This is a genomic window from Haladaptatus litoreus (assembly GCF_900156425.1).
Taxonomy (GTDB): Archaea; Halobacteriota; Halobacteria; order Halobacteriales; family Haladaptataceae; genus Haladaptatus; species Haladaptatus litoreus.
This window is the reverse complement of the sequence record NZ_FTNO01000001.1, coordinates 1,583,456-1,604,742: the sequence shown is the minus strand read 5'-3', so window position 1 is coordinate 1,604,742 and position 21,287 is coordinate 1,583,456. Positions and strand designations below refer to the sequence as shown.

The window sequence follows — 21,287 nt, the reverse complement described above, 5'->3', positions numbered from 1 at the left end:
TATCGGTATAAAACCGGCCGATAGTTGTGGACGGTCGGTCGGCCAACAACAGTTCACAAAGCGGGACGCGACGTTAAGAGCAGATTAATTCTGTCCTCCAATGGTTGTGTCGCCTGAATTAGTCATTTTTGCAGTGAAACATATCCCGCTCCCGTCCGGTGAATCAACAATAAATGGTTTGGAAGACATCATCAGAGTTTGCGGTTTTAGTTGACCTTCGTGAAGGTTAGCACCGGCATGATGTCGGCCGAGAAACTGTCCCAATACTAGAGGAATGGGGTGTGGGTTCGTTTCGCATAAAACTGCCGAAAGGCCGGGTCGTAAACAAAAACACCACTAGATACGGCATTCCAGTTCCTTGTGAATGGCGTGTCCCTCGGGTAGGTTGGCGAGTCGAATCTGCCGACCGTCTTTCGCTTCGAGTTCTATCGTCTGCGTTCCGAGTCGGCGGTCGATACGCCCTTGCTGAACCGAAATATTCGCAACGTCCCGAAATCCGAGTCGCCACTGCACTTCGGCCAACAATTCGTCGTACCCGGCGATTTCGTCGTCGTACATGCGGTACATCATGTGATCGTATTCGGCGACGTACTCCGCGGTTTTCACCGGAACGAACGCGACAACGAGAACAACCGTCGTAATCGCCATCACCTCGGCCATCCACCACAGGTCGCTTCCGACCGCGAGAATCCCCGCGATACTGACGGCCCACAGCGGCCCGAGCAGGCCGTAGTACCAGTATTTCATCAAATCGGACAGGAATGCGTGTGCGACACCCGCACGGGCGACGGTTTCACGATTTGCGGAAGCTTCGATACTCGGTTTTCCCTCCGGCAATTCGATGTGAGTGGGTTCTATCCAGTTCGGTTCGTCTCGAAAATACCGCGTCACTCGGTTCTAGTGTTTCGGGATTCGACCGGGGCGGTGGCGAAGCAGTTCGTAGCCGAGTTTCACCAGCACGAACAGCACGAATATCGTCGGTGGGGAGGCCCTGTCGGCGGCCATCAACAGCACTAATCCGCCGACGAAGGGGAAATACTGTCCCGCCTGCTGGTACAGACCGAGGTCGGAAACCCTTTCGAACTGTCGCCGTCCGGGGGAGGCGTCCCGAACCACGATTCCACGACTGACGAAACAACAGCCAGCGACGAACAGCATCGTCACCGTCGAAAGTTTCGTGAGAGCGCGGAAACTGAGCCATCCGAGTGGGTCGAGCGCGAGTGAGAGAATCACCAGCGGCACTCCGCCGCCGAGGAGGAGGCGAAGTGCTGTCGAAACGTTCCGCGGGTACACTGGCGGATAGCTCCACGAGATTTCGAATCCCCCGATTTTCCGTCGGAATCCCTCGAACTGAAGCACTTCGTCTTCGAGTGCCATCGCTTTCGTAGGGTCGTGCGTTCGTTCTGCGAACAGGATTTCCACCGCAGACCAAAAGAGGACTATCCAGATTTCCAGCCAGTACAGCAGTTGGAGCGTCCCGAAATTCCAGTTCAAAAACGCGAGGCCCACCAGCGGGAGAACTGTCGTGATGATGAGCGCGAGAAGCGGTTGCGCGGTGGACGGCTTTGCCTTCAGAACCCGGTTCATGGACTGTACTCGATGTAGCATCGAGTTACTGATAGTTAGTCTGATTTCGAGATGACACTCGACGAAATGGATTCTGAGGAATGAAGTCGAAGCCAAGGGTGGGATTTGAACCTCGGCCAGACATTCCTGCTCGTTCGCTCACGGCTTCGCCGTTCATATCAAGGTGCTTCGCACCTCGCCCTCACTGCGCGGGTTGTGTCTGGTCTGATTCAAATCGCCACGTCGGTGTTTCTCCGCGCCGAGATTGGCGCGGACAAAACAGCCAAGGGTGGGATTTGAACCCACGTATTCTCGATTACAAATCGAGTGCTTGAACCACCCAAGCTCCCTTGGCGCAGATGGTGATTGTGGCTACTCCTTTGAGTGGTTATCGTTTTCGACCGATTTTTCCAGCTCGATTCGATGCGGTTCGTACCCCCGATTTCGGTACAGTCTCCGGGCGTTTTCGTTCTTCGCCATCACTTCCAAAGCCAACCGTTCGGCCCCGCGTTCGACGAGCGCCGTTTCGGCGGCATCCAACAGCATCGAACCGATTCCCGAATCGCGGTGTCCGGGTTCGACGTAGACGTTCTGGATGATGCCACGAGTCGTCGCCTGTTCGTACATTCCCGACTGCAGGTCGAACATCACGAATCCGACGATGCCTCCATCGCGGGCGACGAGAAGGGTGTTTTCGATGATATGCCGGGCGACACTGTCACGAATCGTACTACGGTTCTCGTCCGGAAGGAGATGAGAACCGTGTGCGCGTTGGTCGCGCGCGAGTTCGACCCAGAGGTCGGTGACGGTGTCCATATCCGCGCTCGTCGCCGCCTCTATCGTGACCATCTATCGTGTGCTAGCTATCGTGAGAGTGCTTCCACCGCAGGGAGCGGGTCGCCGGTCAACATCCGGAGACACGCGCCGCCACCAGTGCTGACGTGGTCGAATCCGGACAGGCCGAACTTCCGAATCGCGGCCGCGGTGTCGCCACCGCCGACGATGCTGTACTCGGCGTTCACGGCCTCGGTGTACAGTTCGCGGGTTCCGTCTGCGAACGTGTCGTCCTCGAAGACACCCGCTGGCCCGTTGAGGATGACGGTTCCCGCGTTCCGGAGAATCTTCGAGTAGGCGGTGATGGTTGCGTCGCCGATGTCCATCGCACCCTCGTCCTCTTTCGGCGGGAAGTCGCCGCGCGTGATTTCCGCACGTTCGCCGTCGCGTTCGACTGCCGCGTCTTTCGGCAGGTGAATCTTATCGCTGTAAGCTTCGAGGAGGTCTGCGGCGTCGTCGATGTAGTCCCAGTAGCCTTGGTCGTGGATGAAGTCTGCGCTGGCGTCGCCGAGGTCAGCACCGTCGGCGAACAGGAAGACGTTGCCGACGACGCCCGCCGTCAGGACGTGGTCTGCGAGGTCGCGCTCCAGTACGTTCTTTGCGACGGCGATGGAGTCGGACACCTTCGCACCGCCTACGACGTACACCCGCGGGCGCGGTGTCGCGTCGATGTCGCCGAGCACGTCGAGTTCGTTTTCCATGACTCTGCCGACGTAGCCCGGAAGTCGCGTCGGAAAGCCGACGAGCGAGGGCTGAGAGCGGTGGGCTGCCGCGAACGCGTCGTTAACGTAGGCGTCGAGTTCTGGGACGAGACGGTCAACGAGATGGGTTTCAGCGGCCTCTTCTGCCGGAAATTCCATGTACTCCTCGCTGTAAAAACGGGTGTTTTCGAGGACGACCGCTTCGCTCTCGCGGAGGTTTTCGACCGCCATTCGCGCGTCTCCCGAAAACGTCGCATCGCAGTGGGAGACGGGATAGGATAGTAGTTCGTCCAGTCGCTCCGCGTGCGGGGAGAGGCTTGCGAAATCGTCGCTACCGGGCCGCCCTTGGTGAGCGAGAATCGCCACCTTTCCGCCGCGTTCCAACAGTTCCGAGAGGGTATCGACGTGCGCCCGGAGTCGCGCGTCGTCGGCGAGGTCACCAGACTCGGTCAACGGACTGTTGATGTCGATGCGCACGCCGAGGGTCGTCCCTTGGACGGCGAGGTCGTCCAGGGTCTGAATAGGCATACCTGTGCCTCCAACACCGCTCGGCATATGTGTGTCGGTAGCCGGTAATGAAAATAAACACGCTTTCGAGTAAACAGTGGGAAAACAAAAGAATCGGACACAATTGTCGAACAATCGGAAGTATGCCGCCGTTACCGAAATTCGCCCGGTGACTCTGTCGGAAAGGTTTAATAGTTTGACCGGAACCGATTATCGTGTGGAGAGTTACCAATGGACGGCGTAAATGAAACCTATTCACGTGGACGACGCCTCGTGGTCGAACGACCACTGCTCGTGGTCGTCGGCCTCTTTGCGACGCTTCTCGTCGTGGATTTCGTTAGCCGCCTGTTATCCGGCGACCTACTCGTGTCCGACGTCGGTTCGCTCGTCTGGAGCGGACTCATGCGCGGACTTATCATCGGTCTTGCCGGAATCGGGCTATCGATGACGTACAGTATTCTGAACTTCGCCAACTTCTCTCACGGCGATTACATCACGAGCGGTGCGTTCACCGGTTGGGCGGTGACGTACCTCGTATCCGGATTCAGCCAATCCAGCCTTCCGGGCTTGCTGTTGGTCGGGGCTGGCGGTACCGTGTACGCGAGCGACCTCAACATCACGATTGCGACGACGCCAATCGCAGTCATTTTGGGACTCGTTCTCGCCGGACTGGGAACGATTGCACTCGCACTGTTCATCGACCGCGTGGTGTACAGACCGATGCGCGATGCGGGCGGTATCGCACTGCTCATCACCAGCGTCGGCGTCGCGTTCATGCTTCGCTACCTCATCGTGTTCGTCTTCTCGACGCAGAACCGCGGCACGACGGCGTCACAGGAGATTCCCTCGTGGCGGCTTCTGCTCTGGGACGGAACCGTTCCCGTGACGGCACACGACCTCACGCTGCTCGTTTCGACGGTAGGGCTGATGGTTGGCGTTCACGTCCTGCTTCAGCGAACGAAGCTCGGCAAGGCGATGCGCGCCATGGCCGACAACGAAGACCTCGCGCGAATCACCGGGATTCCGACCGAGCGCGTCATTCGCTGGACGTGGATAATCGGCGGCGGCCTGACCGGGGTCGCTGGCTACCTGATGGTTCTCTGGACGGGAACCATCGATTTCCAGTTCGGCTGGCTCCTCTTGCTCCCGATTTTCGCCGCGGTCATCCTCGGCGGCATCGGGTCGATTTACGGTGCGATTCTCGGCGGGTTGGTCATCGGACTGACGTGGGACTTGGCCATCATCTGGATTCCGGGTGAGTTCGGCCGGGCGGCCGCGTTCGGCATGATGATTCTCATCCTGCTGTTCAAGCCGCAGGGACTGTTCGCAGGGAGGACGACCGCATGAGCGCGAGTTTCCGCGACTTCGAAGTCAACGACACGATGCTCATCATCGGCGCGCTTCTCGGTCTATACGCGCTGTATCTCCTCGCCGGGTCGGCGCTCGGCTACTCGTTCCGCGGCCAGTTGAACTCCCTCGCGCGTCTCACGTTCCTCATCGCAGTGTACGGAATGCTGGCGCTCGCGCTGAACTTGCAATGGGGATACACCGGGCTGTTCAACATCGGTATCGCGGGATTCATGGCTGTCGGATTGTACACGATGGCCATCGTCTCGAAACCACCAGCAAGCGCGACTGCGGGGGCCGCGACCGTTTCCGGACTCGGCCTGCCGCTCTGGGTCGGCATCATCGCCGGAATGCTCGCGGCGGCGCTTCTCGGCTTACTCATCGCGCTTCCGGCGTTGCGGTTACGGGCCGACTATCTCGCCATCGTAACCATCGCGATGTCCGAAATCGTCCGGTTCACCGTGATGTCGAATCAGTTCCAAAACGTCGTGATATTCGGCAGAAATCTCGGAACCGGCGGCGGTCGCGGTCTGCTGTTGAACTACGACGACCCACTGCAACCGCTGTTCGACAGCGCTCCTTACGCGGCGGTGGAAGACGTGTTGAATCCACTCGTAGGCGGCAGTGTCGGGCCGGTGCTCGATTCGCTGACCTACGCAATCATCCTGATGGGCTTCGTCGCCGGGTTCTACTGGTTGCTCAAGCGAACCGGCGAATCGCCGTTTGGTCGAGTTCTCAAAGCCATCCGGGAGGACGAGGAGGTTGCGAACGCCCTCGGCAAGGACACCGACCGGTTCAAAATCAAGTCGTTCATGCTCGGTTGTGCGCTGATGGGACTGGCGGGCATCCTCTGGCAACTCCGGCAGGGTGCCATCACGCCGACATCGTTCAGGCCGCAGGTGACGTTTTTCGTTTGGTTGGCCCTCATCATCGGCGGTGCGGGGTCTAACACTGGCAGCGTTCTCGGTGCGGCGGTGTTCGCCGGATTGCTGTTCCAAGGGCCGCTGTACCTGAAAAACATCATCCGGCAGGTGTACGACGTTTCCGCGTCGCCGAACACGTTCGCCGACGCAATCGGCCCGATATTCGCGGGCAACGTCTCGCCGTTCGTCGCGTACACCATCAACAACATCAACGCGTTGCAATTGGTCATCATGGGCGTCGTGCTCATCTTGATAATGCAACGTCGACCGGAGGGCGTGCTCGGCCACCGGAAAGAGGAGGCCGCGAGCATCCCGCTCTCGCGTCCGCGCAGTGGCGGTGGCACGGCAGAACCGAAGCCAGCGACCGACGGCGGACGAGGAGGTGACGAGCAATGACTGCGAGCGAATCCGAACAGAAAGAAACGCTCGACATCGGGCGCGAGACGGTGGATTTGAGCGAAACGCCGCTTCGAGTCGAAAATCTCCGCAAGACGTTCGGCGGGATTACCGCGGTTGACGGTGCGACGTTCTCCGTCGAACAGGGGTCGTTCACTGGCCTCATCGGGCCGAACGGGGCCGGAAAGTCCACTACGTTCAACCTCATCACCGGGGTTCACCGACCGGACAGCGGCGCGGTGTACTTCGACGACGAGGACATCACCGGACAGCGCCCGTACCAAATCGCCAATCGCGGACTAGTGCGGACGTTCCAAATCGCCCGCGAACTCGCGGAGATGACTGTGCTCGAAAACATGATGCTCGCGCCGAAAGCGCAGGAAGGCGAGAAACTCTGGCGGTCGGTGACGCCGGGGCTTCGCGGCACCGTCGAACAACAGGAAGAGGAAGTTCTCGCCCGAGCGTGGGAGATGCTCGATTTCTTCGAAATCGACCATCTCGCGGGGGAGTACGCAGGTAACCTCTCCGGCGGCCAGCGTAAACTGCTGGAGATGGCGCGGGCGCTCATGACCGACCCGCAGATGGTGCTGTTGGACGAACCGCTGGCGGGCGTCAACCCGTCGCTGGAGAAGAAACTACTGAAACACGTCCACGAACTGCGCGAACGTGGCTACACGTTCCTGCTCGTGGAACACGACATGGACGTTATCATGAACAACTGCGAACACGTTATCGTCATGCACCAAGGGAAGGTGCTCGCCGAGGGCGAACCGGCGGACATTCGCTCGAACGAGCAGGTCATCGACGCCTATCTGGGGGACGAAGTTTAATGGCACTGCTCGAAATCGACAGCCTCGACGCGGGGTACGGCGAAGACTTACAAATCCTCGACGACGTGGATATGCGCGTCGAAGATGGCGAGTACGTCACCATCGTCGGCCCGAACGGAGCCGGGAAATCGACCGTGATGAAATCCGTCTTCGGGCTGACGACCTACATGGGTGGGACGGTCACCTTCGAGGGAACCGAAATTCAGCAAAAAACGCCGGAGGACATCATTCATTTGGGACTCGGCTACGTCCCGCAGAACGACAACATCTTCGGGTCGCTCTCCGTGCAGGAGAACTTGGAGATGGGCGCGTACATTCTGGACGAAGTGCCGGACGACGCGCTTTCCGAAGTGTTCGAACGCTTCCCGATTCTGGACGAACGTAGGGAGCAGAAGGCCGGAACGATGTCCGGCGGCCAACAGCAGATGCTCGCCATGGGGCGGGCGCTGATGCTCGACCCTGACCTACTGATGCTGGACGAACCCAGTGCGGGATTGGCCCCCGACCTCGTGGCCGAGATGTTCGACAAGGTGGACGAAATCAACGACTCCGGAACCGCGATTCTGATGGTCGAACAGAACGCGAAGGAGGCTCTGCGACGCTGTGACCGCGGCTACGTCCTCGTGCAGGGTGGGAACCGGTTCATGGACACAGGAGACGCCCTGCTGGCGGACGACGAGGTTAGACAGGAGTTCCTCGGCGGCTAACGCCGATTTTTTACCAAACTGGTGTTTTTGCCCGGTCGTTCAACTCAGTACAGTCCAGGCGTATCTATCTCCGAACGTCCGTATTTTATCGTCAAAACTCCCATTCCTGCTAGAAACAAACCGGTGATGCTTACGATGAGTTGTACGATTGGCATGCTCACGAATGACTGGTCGAGCACGACTCCAAAATTGCTTATAAATGACGCTCTCGCGGTCAATCCAAGCAGAAACAGTACCGTCGGCGAAATACCGAACGTAATCATGAGTATCCCCAAGACAGTGCCGGTAAAGTCCGAATCACCGGTGGCCATTTGCGGACAGTACAACGCGCAGTCACTTCTTCGTTTTGTCAGTAGGTTTTTATCAACTCCGTCGTGGATGCTACCTCTCGAATCCCGAGAATTCAGACCGAAAAAACAGCGTAGTGAATCCGACTTTTGTTACCCGCCCAACGCCTGATTGATGACCGACGTGTACGACGATTCGCCGATGTTGAACGCGACTTGATTGTTGACCTGTCCGTTGTGGTCTTGCTGGAACGACTGCGAGAACTGTTCGGACAACTGTTGGCCGTAGTCGTTGTTCACGAACAGGGTGGAAGCGGATTGCGCGCCGAGTCGTTCGGCGGCGACTTGTGCCATCACTTGGCCCTGAAGCAGGTCGCTCGGTGCGGTTCGGAAGACGTAGTCGTTGTCCTGCAAGCGCGAGACGGTAATCGCCGTACTAGACGGTGAACAGCCGACGATTTCGTTCGGGATGTACACCTCGCTCGCAACCGGGATGTTGTTGCCTGACGACGCCGGGCCGGAGATGGCAGGGTATCCCGCGTTGATGAGCGCGTTCGCACCCGACAACGCCGCCTGTCTGTCGGTTTGCGTGTCTTCGACCTGCGTTTCGACTTGCAGGTCTACATCGGCCTGATTCACCTGCTGAATCGGGATTCTGGACGCTTGAATCATGGGCGTCCCGACAGAGCCGAGGTCGCCGGTTTCCGGAAGCAGGATACCGACCCGGATGGTTCGCCCGGTTCCGCCGGGTGCGCTGTTCGCACTCGGCCCGCCCGCGTTGCTCTCGAATCGGCGCGTGTTCACGGTTCTGATGCCGTCTTCGGTCTGTGGCGCGAACTTCCATACGTCGTAGGAGGCCGCGGCGGGGTCGCCGTTCTGGTCGAAGTCGGTCGTGCTCGATGCTCCTTGGTAGTTGATGTCGTCGCCGTTCGCGGCGGCTTGAACCGCCTCAACGAAGTTCTGTGGTCCGTACTCCTGTCCGCCGGGGTTGGCGATTCGGCGCATCTGTTCGCGGATGGCCGACCCGGTGTTCTCGCCTGCCGCGGCGTTCGCCAGAATCAGGATTGCGACTGAATCGTAGGACTGTGAAGTGAACACGCCCGGCGGTTGGTTGTACTGGTCTTGGAACAGTTGATTGAACGCATCTTGGTTCGGCCCGGCGGCGGCGGGTGCGGTTCCTGTGACGTTCTGCATGTCGTTGCCGACTTCCTGCGGAAGCGTCGAAGATTGCAGGCCGTCCGGGACGAGAACGTCGAGGTTCTGTCCGGTTGCGTACAGGTCTCGGAACAACTGAATGCCGCTTTGCGGATAGCCGATAATAGTGAGCATATCCGGGCCGCCGTCCTGTTGGAGCGTCCCCATCAGGCCAGCGGTCGTCGCGACACCTACGCCACCCATCCCCCGAAGGTAGGTGCGACGGTCGATTTTGTGTCTCATACCCGGGGGAACTGTCGTCGTTCTGCAGGAAAAATCTATTTTAAACTATCGTTACAAATAGTGGTCGATTCATCCCTCTCTTGCCGATACAACAGGTGTCAGAATCGATGACCGTTTTTGCGGAACGACTTCGAGCGGGGAAATGGGACTAGTTCGAATTTGTCGCTTTGTTGATGACGGAGGTGTACGAGCTTTCGCCCTTGTTGAACGACACTTTGTTCAGGATTTCGCCGTTCTGTTCTTCCGTGAACGACGAGGAGAACTTCTCGGACAACTGCTGGCCGTAGCTGTTGTTCACGAACAGCGTCGATGCGGTTTTTCCACTCAGTCGTTCCGCGGCGACTTGCGCCATAACTTGGCCCTGAAGCAAGTCGCTCGGAGCCGTGCGGAAGACGTAATCGTTGTCCTCCAAATTCGTCACCGTGAGCGCCGTACTCGACGGCGAACAGCCGACGATGCTCTGTTTGGTGAACACCTGCTTGCTCACTGGGATGTAGTTCCCGGACGAAGCAGGGCCACAGATGGCCGGGTAGCCCGCACTGACGAGTGCGTTCGCACCGGAGAGTGAGGCCTGTTTCGTCGTTTGTGAGTCCTCGACTTGCGAATCGACCGTCACGCTGATTCCCGCGTCGTTCACCTGCTGAACCGGCAGTTTCGCCGCCTGAATCATCTCGCTCCCGACGGAACCGAGGTCACCGGTTTCGGGGAGCAAGATTCCGACTTTGACTTCCCGGTTCTGTCCTCCGGGTGAACTGTCCGCCATGTCCCCGCCAGCATCGCCCTCGAAGTTGATGGTATCGACGGTTTCCGAACCCGCGTCCGTGTCCGGAGCGAACTTCCACACATTGTAAGCCGCGGAGGCCGGGTCGCCTTTCTCGTTGAAATCGACCACGCTGGATGCGCCCTGATAGTTGATGTCCTCACCGCGCGCTGCAGCCTCAACAGCTTCGACGAAGTTTTCGGGGCCGAACTTCTGCCCGCCGGGGTTGGCGACTCGGCGCATCTGGTCGCGTATCTTTTCGCCATCGTTCGCACCCGCCGCCGCGTTGGCGAGAATGAGGATGGCGACTGCGTCGTAGGAGTGTGCGGTAAACACACCCGGTGCGCTGTCGTATTCGTCGCGGTACATCTCGGTAAACGCCTCTTGATTCGGCCCGGAGGCCGCCGGAGCGGTTCCGGTGACGTTCTGCATGTCGTTGCTGACCTCCTTCGGGAGGTCGGCGTCGAGCAGTCCGTCGGGAACGATGATGTCGTGGCTCCCGTCGGTGTTTTTGTAGTAGTCGCGGAACAGTTGGATACCACTTTGCGGGTAGCCGATAACGTTGATAACGTCCGGGCCACCACCGTTTCCGCCGCCGTTGCCACCGCCATCTCCGTCTCCATTGCCGCCACCGTCTCCAGCGCCGCCACCGCCGATACAGCCCGCAAGCCCGGCTATTCCAGCGGTTCCGACACCTTTCAAAACGTCACGTCGTTCGATACCATATCTCATGGATAGCAATGGGTATCGACTCATGGTACATAAAACTACCTTTCGAGATTTTTAAAATTCGGCTCAATCGATGCTATTTGCAGAAGATGTCGCTTAGCTATCTAATACTCGCGGCAGTCGGTACAAACCAGTTGGCCATTGACGTTCGCGAGTTCCCGCGTGAGTTTTCCACAAACCTCACAGATGCTTTGGCCTTCGTATTCGGTGTCGCCGCCGTTCGTTTCCATCGTTCCGACGAGTTCGGCGTCGCCCACCTCCGGTTCGGGGGAAGACGTAATGCTCGACGGCGATGCCGAGGCGGAAATCACGTCCCGTTCGGTGAGTAGGCCGACCATCTCGTCGTCGCGGGTGACGACGAGCCGTCTGATTCCCTGCTGTGCCATTACTCCCGCGGCGTCCGCGAGACTGCGGTCTGCCCGCATCGAGACGACCGGACTCGTCATCACGTCGGCGACGGTGATTTCGGTAGCATCCTTTTCGTCCGCGACGAGGCCGACGACGTCCGATTCGGTCATGATTCCCACCGGTTCGCGTCCCCGAAGGACGACGACGCTCCCCACGCCTTCCGTCTGCATGAGTTGTACTGCGCCGAGCACGGAGTCGGATTCACTGACCCCCACGTATTCGCGGGTCATCATATCCCGGATTGTGACTTCAGCGTCCATATGTGAACGTTTGACACAACCATGCTAAAAGCTATCCCCGGCACCTTTATTCCTGTCTCCTGCGAATACCTATGGTCTGCTGTCGGAGTCCAGTTCGTTACTGGAACTCCACGTTACTGCCGTCCGCGCGACACGTTTCCAGCGCGTGCTTTGCCGCCATTCCGGCGTCCTGTGGAACGCGACCGTTTCCGACGCCGACTTTCAGTTCGACTTCTACCGTCTCCCGAACGTGTCGAATGGCGTCCTCGTATTCGGCCTCGTCAAGTTCCGGGCAAACCGCGATGACGTTGTCGCCGCCGACGAAGAAGGAGAGCGAGTCGTGGGCTTCGCGCATGTACTTCATCAGTTCCGCATAGCCCTGTTCGATGTGGATGAACGAGTCGAAGGCGTTCACTTCGTCGGTGAAGTTGCCAGTCATGTCGTTCACGTCGAAATGTGCGATTTGGATGTCGTCGTCGGTTCGGAACTCCTCGTCGATGGTTCGTCCGCGGAGGATTTCGCGCCGCGATTTGTCCTGCGCGCTTCCCGCATCCTGCAACTGTTCGGTTGCGTCCGCGAGCGCCTGCACCGGGCTGGTTCCGGTGGCGACCCCGAGACTGACCGTCACCGGGTAGCGGTTTGCGACCGATTCCTGTACGAGCGCGTGGTCGTCCATCGACAGGCCGTTCGTCACCGCGACCATGTTGTCGAACCGGGTGAAAAAGACGTAGCCCTGCCGATTGCCGATGAGTTGTGAGAGATCGGCGTACAGACGCGATTGGAGCGTCTGGAGGTCTACTTCCCGGCGCGGTTCCGGCGTCACGGTCCACGGGCCGTAGTTGTCGATTTGAACCAACGTAATCTGGGCGTTCGTCACTGTTGGCAGTGGGTTTGACGTACTGGCCTATAAGTTGTCCTAATCGTGATTTGCGTCTCAGAAATGAGAACCCATGAAAACGCCGATTCAGAAGTGAACTTCGCACATAACTATCTTCTCAGTTACCAATTTTCGTTCCGAGCAATTGAAGCGACTCCCCGATAGTGACCCGATAATGACCATTCCGTCGTTCGTTATCGGCATCGCAGGGGGAACCGGTGCGGGAAAAACCACCGTTGCCCGCGAGGTAACCGAGGACGTGAGCGACTCCGTCACTCGCATTCCGATGGACAACTACTACGAAGACCTCTCACACCTCGATTTCGAGGAGCGCGAAGAAGTCAACTACGACCATCCGTCCGCATTCGAATGGGAACTGCTCCGAGACCATCTCGATGAACTCCTCTCCGGCCAGACCATCGAGATGCCCCAATACGATTTTACGATGCACAACCGGAAAGACGAGCACGTTACGGTCGAACCGACCGACGTAGTGGTTCTCGAAGGGATTCTCGCCCTCTACGATTCGGAAATCAACGAGATGCTGGACTTGCAGGTCTACGTCGAAACCGACGCCGACGTTCGCATCCTCCGGCGAATCGAGCGCGACGTGGTGGACCGTGAACGCGACCTCGAAGGCGTCATGGACCAGTATCTCTCCACGGTGAAACCGATGCACGAGCAGTTCGTCGAACCGACGAAAAAGCACGCCAACCTCATCATTCCGGAAGGTGCGAATCGGGTCGCCGTCAATCTCTTGGAGGAGAAAGTGCAGGCGGAAGCCAGAAGCCATCCGACGTGGAATGTGGACGAGGAACTGAACCTTTCCGACGACCACGCAGACAGGGATAGCCGACGCGCGCCACCTGCCGCAACACCCGGCGGTGACGGGGAGCGATGGCACTCCGCAGAAAATGGGGAATAAGTAGAGTTAGTACGCAAATTCGACGTTCTCAGGCTCGTTTCTTTTCCGGATTTTCGCCGACCGGGTGGTAGTCCCAGAAGCCACCGGAACGCATTGCGGCACCGACGCCGCGGTGGAAATCCACGATCGTCTCGTACTCTGCCGGTTCGACGTGCTCGAAGATGTCGGCGACGCTTACGACTTTCTTGTAGTTGATGCGAATCGGTTCGTTTGCGTGTTTCTCGGCGAACTCCTCGCTGGAAAGCGGGAAATCCTCGTCTTCGTCCAGTTTCTTCGCGAGGATTGCGAGTCCGTACTTCCGTCCGCCCTCGCTCCCTTCCTCGCCGTCTGGGTCGTGGGGCCAGTCCATGTTCGCACGTCAGTCCGGGGGGACGAAAAGGATTCCCTTCCGTCGTCAGCGCGCGGGTATCTACACACGACCGTCGCCCGACGACGACAGACCGCTCTTTACGAGACTGCGATGGCCACGGCGGAGTCGCTCCGAGATGGCCTGATGAGACACCCCCAGTTCGTCCGCGAGGTCTTCCGTGGTTGCGTTCCGTGGTATGTCGTAGTAACCGCGGTCGATTGCGGTTCGGAGCGTTTCGTACTGCTGTGTCGTGAGTCCCCGCGAATCTTTGGCCAGCGTCGTCTGTTCGTGAACGTTTTGGATTTCGACTGGAAACCCCGCATCACGGCACGATTCGTAGACGGAAGAAAGCGCGTCTCGGTTTCCCGATTGGATTCGAAACCGCCACTCGCTGTTCGCCGCGCGCGCGGCGAGAACGGTCGTGTCGCTTTTCGCTAGCAGATGAACGATTTCTCGAACGGTTTCACACCAGCTCATCCAGAACAGTCCGCGATTGTCACGAGTCGTAAGAAGAGTAAAATCGATAACAGACGGGTCGGTTTCCAACACCGACTGGAGAACCGCAATATCCGACGTGGTCGCCCGCATCTGCGGCATAACGTGTTCGGCATCGTGTGCGACGACTCCTACGATTTCGAATCTGGCTCCGGGGATTCGGGAGAACGCTTCGCGGAGCGCAAATTCGCTCGCTGGGAGTGCAATTTCGGCAATCGTACTCACTTGAGGGAGATGCGAGAGCACCCAGTTCGTCTTTCTGCTTGCTGAATCATGCATGTTTAAATAGAACAGGCAATTTCGGTCGAAATAGTTCGAGAGAATTGCACTTTAGCAGGTGTATAATTAACTCCGTAGAACGGTGAGAACGGGTCATGGTGCCGCACGCGAGGGGGATTTGAGAAACATGTCAGGCGCGTCATCGGGTGGATTTATTCACGGTGCACTCATCGGTGGTGGACTGGTCTTTTTCGTCGCCGGGATGATTATCGTTGCGGGGATTCCCGGAATCCTCGGGTCGTCACCGGGCGGAATGGACGACGGAACGACGACGGTGGAACCGACACCGACCAGCACACAGGCGACTGAAACCACCGAAAAGCAGTCAACGACTGACTCGGCACAGTCCACGACCCAGCAACCGCAAACGACGCAAACGACGACACCGCCAACGACACAGACGACCACAGCACAGCCATCCGAGGAAACCGTGCGTTACCGCGTCAACGTGGGTGGCCAGCGCATTGCGATGTCGGATGGCGGCCCCGACTGGGAACAGGACTCCGAACAGCGCCCATCGCGGTTCGGAAACGCACGCCAAAGCGGCAGTCACACGAACACGACGAGCGACCAAATCGCAACGACGCCGTCCGTTCCCAGCGGAACGCCCGAAGCGGTCTTCCAAAGCAGGCGATACGACGCCGACAATCCAAACGACTTCAGCGACAACACAGAGATGCAGTATCGCTTCCCGGTCGAAGATGGCAGATACGTCGTCCGACTCTACTTCGTGGAGTCGTACTTCGGTAACTCCGGTTGGAACGACTACGACGAGAAAGGGCCGCGAAAATTCGATGTCGAAATCGAAGGACAGCGAGTCCTCGACGATTACGACATGTACGAGGAACTGGGTCACGACAGAGGAACCGTGAAATCGTTCGCCGTGGAACCGCAAGACGGCGCGATTGACGTGCGCTTCATCCACGAAATCGAAGACCCGATGCTTTCGGGTATCGAGGTCGTTCGCGTGGATGGGAACGGAAACGCACAGAACGACAGAACTGGCAACGGCGATGGTGACTGGAACAACGGGAACGACGAAAACGATGGCTGGGACGATGGAGATTGGCAAGATGGCGACGACGAAGACGAGGAAGGCGACTGGTGGAATGGCGCGAACGACGACGAAGACGATTCTGCGTGGGACGGCTCGAGCGAGATTTCGAGTCCGGATTCGACGCCCGCGCTCTCGCTCACCGATTCCACTCTCGAAACACCGACTCGCGATGTTCGTCCAGTAGTGGCGCACGAGTTCCGGGTTCCGGCGGCGTCTCAGTCATCTTAATCGGCGTCCCCGCAATCGTCACGGTTTCGCCGCTTCCGGGTTGTTCGACGGAAACCAGCATATCTCGGAATCCAGCACGCGGAGGTCGGAAAGTGCGCCCATGTGTTCGCGGGAGGTCTGTCGGCGCGAAAAAGGTTGGTGTGAGGGCAGTGTGGGGTAGGATTTTGTGGAGCATGGCTCAAGGACTCAGATCACGAGCAGTTGCTATTCTGGGGGTACGGTTCGTCGTCTCTCCAGTCGTTTTTTGCTCTCGATAGGAATCGCATTCGTCAGTCCACACGCCGCAATCGTGAGTTGGTTCTTACTACGCCCACTGCACGCGGTTTTCGAATCACGACTATTCGCAGAAGTCGAAGAAGGGAATCAGTAGACTGTACTGTGACTGAAATTTGAACAACGCCCGAGAACCTGCGTGAAACGCAGAACCTCGGTCTAATTCAAATCCAGACGCCGTTTTCCCAACTCCTGACTGGCGAGCGAACGCTCCGCGGAGCGTTCGCTCGCCGAATAGTCGTGTGAAAAACGGTGGGAATGGGATTTGAACCCATGAGGCATGACGCCACCTGCTTTCAAGGCAGGCGCAATAGGCCGCTCTGCCATCCCACCACACCCCACAGTACTGGATACCGGGTTTAAGAACTGTCGGTCTGGTTCCACCGACGTGTCGGGACGAATAGATTATTCGCCTAACGATTACCCACAGACATTGAACCATAACCGTTTAATTCCCTTGGTGCATCGAAACGGGTACGATGGCGTCACTGGATTTCGAACCCCTCACATACGCAGAGCTACCGGAGAACCGGCGGCCGTCGCTGAGACTGGCGCTCCTGCCAGTTCTCGCAACGGTCGTATTCTTAGGTGTCGGCTCGGCTTGGCTGAAGATGGACCCACACATTCCTCTGCTGTGGGCCATCGCATTCACCGGACTGGTCGGCTACTACGGACTGGGTATGTCGTGGGACGACCTGTACGGCGGCGTTGCGGACAGCCTTCTGATGGGCTTGCAGGCCGTTCTCATCCTGTTCACGATTTACGCGCTCATCGCGACGTGGATTAGCTCCGGCACGATTCCGGGACTGATGTACTACGGCCTCCAACTCCTCTCGCCGACCATCTTCCTTCCGGTCACCGCGGTGCTGTCGGGCCTCGTCGCGTTCTCCATCGGTTCCTCGTGGACGACGGTGGGAACGCTCGGTGTGGCCTTCATCGGCATCGGTTCCGGACTAGGCGTTCCCGCCCCGATGACGGCGGGTGCCATCCTCTCGGGAGCTTACGCCGGTGACAAACAGTCGCCGCTTTCCGACACCACGAATCTCGCAGCAGCAGTCACGAACACCAATCTCTACGACCACATCCGGGGAATGCGAACCGGAACTATCCTCGCGTTCGGAATCGGCGTCCTCGGTTACGCCTTCCTCGGCGTGCAGTCAGTTAGCGGCGGTTCGACCGGAAGCGTCGGCCAGATTCAGACCGCGCTGACGGGCACGTACTCGCTTTCACTGCTCGTCTTCCTCCCGCTGGTCGTCACCTTCGGACTCGCACTGCGCGGCTACCCCGCGCTTCCGTCGCTCCTCGCAGGCGTCTTCTCCGGCGCGATAGTGACCATTCTGGTGCAAGGGCAGTCGTTCACCGAGAGCTGGCAGGTGCTTCTCGGCGGCACCAGCCCGGAGACGGGGATGGACATGGTGAACAACCTCTTGGCGAGCGGCGGCATCGAAGGCTCCGCGTGGACGATTAGCGTCGTCGTCGCGGCGCTCACCCTCGGTGGCCTGCTGGAGACGACTGGCACGCTGGCGGTGCTCGCCCACCACCTCTCGAAGAGGGTCAGCAGTGTCGGGGGACTGGTCGCCGGAACCGGCGCGTCGGCCACACTCACCAACGTTCTCACGGCCCAGCAGTACATGAGCATCGTCGTTCCCGGAATGACGCTCCGAAACCTCTACGAGGAGTACGGACTGGAGAGCAAAGACCTCTCGCGGGCGGTCGAGGCCGCCGGAACTCCGACCGGCGCGCTCATTCCGTGGCACGCCGGAGCAGTGTACATGGCCACAGCGCTGGGCGTTCCGACGCTTCAGTACGCGCCGTACTACTTCTTCGGCTTCCTCTCGCCGCTCATCCTGTTCGCGATGGCCGCAACAGGGCTAGGAATCGGAACGCCGTCGGAAAAGAAAAAATCCGCCACGACCGCAGACTGACGGCCGCAGTACCGTATTTCGGCGATTCGGCTACCGAACGATTTCGCGTTTTCCGTCCACTTCTTCGACGCGCAGACCGAGTTCGTGGAGATACGTCGCCGTGTTGACCGGAACGATTCGACCGGCGGCGATTCGAGCGTTCAACAGGGGAACCAGCGAGCGCAAATCCTCGCCCGTCCGCACGTTCGTCATCGTCGGCATGAAATCGACTTCGTGGCCCGCGTCAACGCCTTTCTTGGTCAGTGTTTCCAGTTCGGGTGTCGCGTAGGCTTCCGTGAAGTCGATGGTATCTTTCAGACCGACGAAGTACGCTCGGCCGTCCTCGGCGGGGCCGAGGACGACCTCGCTCCGGCGGAGTTTCATCGCCGCGCTGTCGAGGTCTTTGCGCGTCAGCATCGGCGCGGTTCCGTCCACGATTGCGACGGAATCCACGCTTTCTTGTTCCAGTAAGTGGGTCGCGGTGTTTCCGGCGCGACCCGCGAACGTTTCTCCGACTTGCACCTCGAAGCGAATCTCCTCGTCTTCGCCGAGTGTCACGTCCTCCAGTGCTTCCTCCGCCAGTTCCCGGAGTTCTTCCTCCGAACTCATTTCACCCGCGAACTCGTCCGGAATCGCGTCGTCGGGGCGGTAGTTGACCAGCAGGTCGCCGCCGCTTTTCGCGGCGGCGACGAACGTGTCTTTCAGCATTTCGGCGTACAGTTCCGCTACCTCGGCCTCCGAGAGCGGCGATGAGTTTGCGAGTTCCGGCAGAACGAATCCCTCGCGCGGCGGGTCGGCCAGCACGGCGATGGTAGTCATACTCGGCAATCGGCGCGGGACGGCCTTGAAAGCCACCATTTTATGCCCCGTCTGTTCTCAGTTTCCCTATGAAACGAACGAAACCCCTCGCCTTGTTCGGCGTTGTTACCCTCGCAGTGCTCGTGCTCGGCGCACTCGCACTGCTCGTGGCGACCCTCCTTTCGGACGTTGCGGCCGTCGCCACCCTCGCGCTCTGTATCGTGTTTATCGTCGCACTCTCCGTTCTCGGCGCGAAATCGAAGCAGTGGCGGCAGAATCCGTACTGGTAATTTACCTCGTTTTTATCGTCCCTGTCGGCCTTTCGTCTGGCGATAGTCGGTCCCCATCAACTCGGAGAATGCTTTCACGAATGCCTCTGTCTGCTCGTCGGTCTGTTTTCCCGGATGCACCATCGGCACGAGTTCGAATCCCCGGCCGCGAATCGTCGTCGCGTGGTCGTCCGTGATGTCGAGGTCGCTCGCGCGCGTCGTCGTGTACTCCGTGGCGATTTCAGTCAGGGCACGCTCCCCGACGGGGACGAGGATTTCCGGATTTATCATCCGAACTTCGGCGTTCAGATACGGCTCGCAGGTCATGATTTCGCCGTCGTTCGGGCCGCGTTCGGGATGGTAGCATCGCGTCAGATACGTCAAAAACGCGTTTTCGATCTCCGGCTCGTCCGCGTCGGGCGGGGATTCGCTCAGGCCCAGTCTGCCGAGGATGTCCTGCAATCGCTCTCCCGCAGAATCCCCGGTAAACGGAATCCCTGTTTCGTCCGCCCCTGCGCTCGGCATCTCGCCGACGAAGAGGAACTCAGCACCCACGTCCCCGTACCCGTGAACGACGTTCGTGCGGGTTTCGCACAAATCGCAGTTCGTGCAGGCCTCGTCCATGCTGAACGGGTTCGAGCGCGTTTCCTGATTCGCGTCCATACCCGTCGTTGTAGCGCGACGCTAAAAGGGGCTACTCCTCGGCGAGGGCGAGAAACGGTGCGACCAAATCCGCCATCTCCCGAATCGAGACTCGATGATTCGCGGTATCGTGGTCGATGAGGCCCGCGTCGTCCAATTTCGGCAGATGTAGTTGATACAGCGTCGTGTAGTATCTGCGATGTTGGTTCCTCGTCGCGCAGTCGTCTTCCTCGAAGTCTGCGACTGCGGTGGCCAGTTCTTTGACATCCACTGGGCCGCGGTTCGAAAGCAGATACCGAAGCGTCTCGCGTCGTCGTTTCGAGCGAAGCACGTCGAACACCACGTCGAGCGACGGAGTGTCCGGAGTGGGTGGGTTCCGCCGATGAACCGACCACTCGGCTCCGTCGTCGGTGAGTTCGGCCGTCGCGTTCGTCAATGCGCGAAGCGTCGCAACCGTCGTGCGGTCGTGAGCGCAACGGTCGAGGTAGAAGTAGCCGGTCGCACCGAAATCCGCGAGCAGTTCGGTGAGCTGTCTGAAAAACGGCACCATTTCGGCGAGCGAGACGTGTTCGAGTGACGATGTGAGAGAATCGAACACGAGCGTCGTTTTGCCGGTCGCGGACGCCAGCGCCGATTCGATGGCGGTTTCGACCCCACTGAGGTCGTCGGGTCGTTGAACGGTTTGGACGACGGTACCGCGGGTACCGCTCGCACCGCTCGTCGGTTCGGTCGCCGTAGACCGAATCGTCTGTTCAACATCGACGATTTGGGCGTACTTCGGCACCGTTCCGACGCTGTCGCGCCACGTTCGGAGAAACGTGTCTGCCGAGCGGTCGTACAGCACTGCGACGACGGACTCCGTTTCGGCGTCGAAAAGTTGGTGTCCATCGTCACAGACAGCATTGGAGAGGGCCGGGACGGAGACGAGGATGCTACGTTCCACGTCGAAATCGAATGTTGGTTCGGTCATGGTCGCTTGCTCGTGATTCGGTCGTTTGAAGTCATGGTGGAGGATTCTCCGTTGCAGGTTGTCATCGTCAAATAGTGGTTAGAGTACATCGCCGACTCCGTCGAGTTCGGGTCGTTCGCGGATGAAGACGTGTCCGTTGGCGTGCGCGAACACTTCGAGTCCCGAGATGGTGAACACGATGTGTCCTTGCCTCCGCTCTCGGCCGTCGTGTGTGTTGGCAAACAGAGCGTCGAGCGCGTCCGAGTCAACTGTGTTCATCAACGGAATCGGTGTTTTAGTCGGGTCTATATTCCGAATTACGGCGATTGCACTGAGCAGAGTTTCGCTGAGTTCCCAATCGGTCGTCGCGTCGTGGTAGACGTGATAGCCGGTTTCGTTCGCAACAGGCGTCGGTTTCGGGTCGTTTCCATCGAGGCCCGTGTTCACCCTACTCATCAGAATAAACTATGCGATTGACTGGCGTAAAAAATTTGTGTCAGTCAAATGAGTGTGGTTATGGGCGACGTACCGAAACCGAAAGCCGTGCGTATCCGACGTAGCTCTCGCCTGT

General features: G+C 58.9%; 22 protein-coding genes, 2 tRNA genes and 2 pseudogenes. 8 read left to right on the top strand and 18 right to left on the bottom strand.

Translation table 11 applies throughout. From position 1 onward, the window contains the following. Positions 1-336: 336 nt before the first annotated feature. The 5 genes from BW974_RS08475 to BW974_RS08455 form a co-directional block, all read right to left on the bottom strand. Positions 337-891, bottom strand: a complete 555-nt coding sequence (locus tag BW974_RS08475; RefSeq protein WP_076429714.1) for a PH domain-containing protein — start codon at positions 889-891, stop codon at positions 337-339. A 6-nt stretch (positions 892-897) separates the two neighbouring features. Then, entirely contained in the window at positions 898-1,587 is a 690-nt protein-coding gene (locus tag BW974_RS08470) for a DUF6498-containing protein (RefSeq protein WP_076429713.1), read from the bottom strand. A gap of 260 nt (positions 1,588-1,847) precedes the next feature. After that, a tRNA-Thr gene (locus BW974_RS08465) sits at positions 1,848-1,921 on the bottom strand. Between the two features lie 17 nt (positions 1,922-1,938). Then, positions 1,939-2,415, bottom strand: a complete 477-nt coding sequence (locus BW974_RS08460; protein WP_076429712.1) for a GNAT family N-acetyltransferase — start codon at positions 2,413-2,415, stop codon at positions 1,939-1,941. A 14-nt stretch (positions 2,416-2,429) separates the two neighbouring features. Then, a complete protein-coding gene (locus BW974_RS08455) occupies positions 2,430-3,629 on the bottom strand; it encodes a phosphoglycerate kinase (RefSeq protein ID WP_076430310.1) in 1,200 nt (399 codons plus the stop codon). A 210-nt stretch (positions 3,630-3,839) separates the two neighbouring features. On the opposite strand from BW974_RS08455, the gene BW974_RS08450 reads away from it, so the two are divergent. From BW974_RS08450 to BW974_RS08435, 4 genes are read left to right on the top strand one after another with little or no spacing between them, the layout of a single operon-like run. Continuing rightward, positions 3,840-4,955 (top strand): branched-chain amino acid ABC transporter permease, encoded by a 1,116-nt coding sequence (locus BW974_RS08450; protein ID WP_076429711.1) that lies wholly within the window; start codon positions 3,840-3,842, stop codon positions 4,953-4,955. After that, complete coding sequence (locus tag BW974_RS08445) at positions 4,952-6,274, top strand: branched-chain amino acid ABC transporter permease (RefSeq protein ID WP_076429710.1); 1,323 nt, start codon at positions 4,952-4,954, stop codon at positions 6,272-6,274. Before BW974_RS08450 ends, BW974_RS08445 begins: the two co-directional genes overlap by 4 nt. Next, on the top strand, positions 6,271-7,104 hold the full coding sequence (locus BW974_RS08440; protein WP_076429709.1) for an ABC transporter ATP-binding protein: 834 nt from the start codon (positions 6,271-6,273) through the stop codon (positions 7,102-7,104). Before BW974_RS08445 ends, BW974_RS08440 begins: the two co-directional genes overlap by 4 nt. Beyond that, entirely contained in the window at positions 7,104-7,811 is a 708-nt protein-coding gene (locus BW974_RS08435; protein WP_076429708.1) for an ABC transporter ATP-binding protein, read from the top strand. Before BW974_RS08440 ends, BW974_RS08435 begins: the two co-directional genes overlap by 1 nt. A 44-nt stretch (positions 7,812-7,855) precedes the next feature. On the opposite strand, the gene BW974_RS08430 is transcribed toward BW974_RS08435, so the two are convergent. The 5 genes from BW974_RS08430 to BW974_RS08410 form a co-directional block, all read right to left on the bottom strand. Further along, positions 7,856-8,122, bottom strand: a complete 267-nt coding sequence (locus BW974_RS08430) for a hypothetical protein (RefSeq protein WP_076429707.1) — start codon at positions 8,120-8,122, stop codon at positions 7,856-7,858. A 129-nt stretch (positions 8,123-8,251) separates the two neighbouring features. Next, a complete protein-coding gene (locus BW974_RS08425) occupies positions 8,252-9,496 on the bottom strand; it encodes an ABC transporter substrate-binding protein (protein WP_368275036.1) in 1,245 nt (414 codons plus the stop codon). Positions 9,497-9,683: 187 nt separating this feature from the next. Then, positions 9,684-11,027, bottom strand: a complete 1,344-nt coding sequence (locus BW974_RS08420) for an ABC transporter substrate-binding protein (RefSeq protein ID WP_076429704.1) — start codon at positions 11,025-11,027, stop codon at positions 9,684-9,686. Positions 11,028-11,128: 101 nt separating this feature from the next. Next, positions 11,129-11,692, bottom strand: a complete 564-nt coding sequence (locus BW974_RS08415) for a CBS domain-containing protein (RefSeq protein WP_076429702.1) — start codon at positions 11,690-11,692, stop codon at positions 11,129-11,131. Between the two features lie 97 nt (positions 11,693-11,789). Beyond that, positions 11,790-12,548 carry a GTP cyclohydrolase III gene (locus BW974_RS08410; RefSeq protein WP_076429700.1) on the bottom strand — a complete coding sequence of 253 codons (759 nt, stop codon included), beginning with the start codon at positions 12,546-12,548 and terminating at the stop codon, positions 11,790-11,792. A 175-nt stretch (positions 12,549-12,723) separates the two neighbouring features. Between BW974_RS08410 and udk the strand changes: the two genes are divergently transcribed. Then, a complete protein-coding gene (gene udk / locus BW974_RS08405; protein WP_076429698.1) occupies positions 12,724-13,473 on the top strand; it encodes a uridine kinase in 750 nt (249 codons plus the stop codon). 28 nt (positions 13,474-13,501) lie between these two features. On the opposite strand, the gene BW974_RS08400 is transcribed toward udk, so the two are convergent. Together BW974_RS08400 and BW974_RS08395 are read right to left on the bottom strand one after the other, a co-directional pair. Next, positions 13,502-13,822 carry a DUF5785 family protein gene (locus BW974_RS08400; protein ID WP_076429696.1) on the bottom strand — a complete coding sequence of 107 codons (321 nt, stop codon included), beginning with the start codon at positions 13,820-13,822 and terminating at the stop codon, positions 13,502-13,504. Positions 13,823-13,882: 60 nt separating this feature from the next. Then, complete coding sequence (locus BW974_RS08395; RefSeq protein WP_084186216.1) at positions 13,883-14,596, bottom strand: helix-turn-helix domain-containing protein; 714 nt, start codon at positions 14,594-14,596, stop codon at positions 13,883-13,885. Between the two features lie 127 nt (positions 14,597-14,723). On the opposite strand from BW974_RS08395, the pseudogene BW974_RS08390 reads away from it, so the two are divergent. After that, positions 14,724-15,506, top strand: a pseudogene (locus BW974_RS08390) (malectin domain-containing carbohydrate-binding protein); the annotation flags it as partial. A 283-nt stretch (positions 15,507-15,789) separates the two neighbouring features. Here the strand turns inward: BW974_RS08390 and BW974_RS27145 are convergent. After that, positions 15,790-15,948 (bottom strand): annotated as a pseudogene (locus BW974_RS27145) (CoA transferase); the annotation flags it as partial. A 456-nt stretch (positions 15,949-16,404) separates the two neighbouring features. Further along, positions 16,405-16,487: transfer RNA gene (locus tag BW974_RS08380), tRNA-Ser, on the bottom strand. Between the two features lie 146 nt (positions 16,488-16,633). On the opposite strand from BW974_RS08380, the gene arcD reads away from it, so the two are divergent. Beyond that, a complete protein-coding gene (gene arcD / locus BW974_RS08375; protein ID WP_076429690.1) occupies positions 16,634-18,079 on the top strand; it encodes an arginine/ornithine antiporter ArcD in 1,446 nt (481 codons plus the stop codon). A 30-nt stretch (positions 18,080-18,109) separates the two neighbouring features. On the opposite strand, the gene BW974_RS08370 is transcribed toward arcD, so the two are convergent. Beyond that, positions 18,110-18,877 (bottom strand): TIGR04282 family arsenosugar biosynthesis glycosyltransferase, encoded by a 768-nt coding sequence (locus tag BW974_RS08370; RefSeq protein WP_076429688.1) that lies wholly within the window; start codon positions 18,875-18,877, stop codon positions 18,110-18,112. Positions 18,878-18,945: 68 nt separating this feature from the next. Here BW974_RS08370 and BW974_RS08365 point away from each other — a divergent pair, with 68 nt between their 5' ends. Further along, entirely contained in the window at positions 18,946-19,146 is a 201-nt protein-coding gene (locus tag BW974_RS08365) for a hypothetical protein (protein WP_076429686.1), read from the top strand. Positions 19,147-19,158: 12 nt separating this feature from the next. Here BW974_RS08365 and BW974_RS08360 read toward each other — a convergent pair whose 3' ends face one another. The 3 genes from BW974_RS08360 to BW974_RS08350 all read right to left on the bottom strand — a co-directional run bounded on the left by BW974_RS08360 (position 19,159) and on the right by BW974_RS08350 (position 21,172). After that, entirely contained in the window at positions 19,159-19,788 is a 630-nt protein-coding gene (locus BW974_RS08360; protein ID WP_076429684.1) for a uracil-DNA glycosylase, read from the bottom strand. A gap of 31 nt (positions 19,789-19,819) precedes the next feature. Continuing rightward, positions 19,820-20,737, bottom strand: coding sequence for a DUF7504 family protein (locus BW974_RS08355; RefSeq protein WP_076429682.1), 918 nt, complete (start codon positions 20,735-20,737; stop codon positions 19,820-19,822). Positions 20,738-20,815: 78 nt separating this feature from the next. Continuing rightward, positions 20,816-21,172 carry a HalOD1 output domain-containing protein gene (locus BW974_RS08350; RefSeq protein ID WP_076429680.1) on the bottom strand — a complete coding sequence of 119 codons (357 nt, stop codon included), beginning with the start codon at positions 21,170-21,172 and terminating at the stop codon, positions 20,816-20,818. Between the last annotated feature and the right edge of the window lie 115 nt (positions 21,173-21,287).

Coding starts and splice junctions, on each gene's coding strand:
- BW974_RS08470 (WP_076429713.1), bottom strand. CDS start 1,587: ATGAACCGGGTTCTGAAGGCAAAGCCGTCCACCGCGCAACCGCTTCTC.
- BW974_RS08460 (WP_076429712.1), bottom strand. CDS start 2,415: ATGGTCACGATAGAGGCGGCGACGAGCGCGGATATGGACACCGTCACC.
- BW974_RS08455 (WP_076430310.1), bottom strand. CDS start 3,629: ATGCCTATTCAGACCCTGGACGACCTCGCCGTCCAAGGGACGACCCTC.
- BW974_RS08450 (WP_076429711.1), top strand. CDS start 3,840: ATGGACGGCGTAAATGAAACCTATTCACGTGGACGACGCCTCGTGGTC.
- BW974_RS08445 (WP_076429710.1), top strand. CDS start 4,952: ATGAGCGCGAGTTTCCGCGACTTCGAAGTCAACGACACGATGCTCATC.
- BW974_RS08440 (WP_076429709.1), top strand. CDS start 6,271: ATGACTGCGAGCGAATCCGAACAGAAAGAAACGCTCGACATCGGGCGC.
- BW974_RS08435 (WP_076429708.1), top strand. CDS start 7,104: ATGGCACTGCTCGAAATCGACAGCCTCGACGCGGGGTACGGCGAAGAC.
- BW974_RS08430 (WP_076429707.1), bottom strand. CDS start 8,122: ATGGCCACCGGTGATTCGGACTTTACCGGCACTGTCTTGGGGATACTC.
- BW974_RS08425 (WP_368275036.1), bottom strand. CDS start 9,496: ATGGGTGGCGTAGGTGTCGCGACGACCGCTGGCCTGATGGGGACGCTC.
- BW974_RS08420 (WP_076429704.1), bottom strand. CDS start 11,027: ATGAGATATGGTATCGAACGACGTGACGTTTTGAAAGGTGTCGGAACC.
- BW974_RS08415 (WP_076429702.1), bottom strand. CDS start 11,692: ATGGACGCTGAAGTCACAATCCGGGATATGATGACCCGCGAATACGTG.
- udk (WP_076429698.1), top strand. CDS start 12,724: ATGACCATTCCGTCGTTCGTTATCGGCATCGCAGGGGGAACCGGTGCG.
- BW974_RS08400 (WP_076429696.1), bottom strand. CDS start 13,822: ATGGACTGGCCCCACGACCCAGACGGCGAGGAAGGGAGCGAGGGCGGA.
- BW974_RS08395 (WP_084186216.1), bottom strand. CDS start 14,596: ATGCATGATTCAGCAAGCAGAAAGACGAACTGGGTGCTCTCGCATCTC.
- arcD (WP_076429690.1), top strand. CDS start 16,634: ATGGCGTCACTGGATTTCGAACCCCTCACATACGCAGAGCTACCGGAG.
- BW974_RS08370 (WP_076429688.1), bottom strand. CDS start 18,877: ATGACTACCATCGCCGTGCTGGCCGACCCGCCGCGCGAGGGATTCGTT.
- BW974_RS08365 (WP_076429686.1), top strand. CDS start 18,946: ATGAAACGAACGAAACCCCTCGCCTTGTTCGGCGTTGTTACCCTCGCA.
- BW974_RS08360 (WP_076429684.1), bottom strand. CDS start 19,788: ATGGACGCGAATCAGGAAACGCGCTCGAACCCGTTCAGCATGGACGAG.
- BW974_RS08355 (WP_076429682.1), bottom strand. CDS start 20,737: ATGACCGAACCAACATTCGATTTCGACGTGGAACGTAGCATCCTCGTC.
- BW974_RS08350 (WP_076429680.1), bottom strand. CDS start 21,172: ATGAGTAGGGTGAACACGGGCCTCGATGGAAACGACCCGAAACCGACG.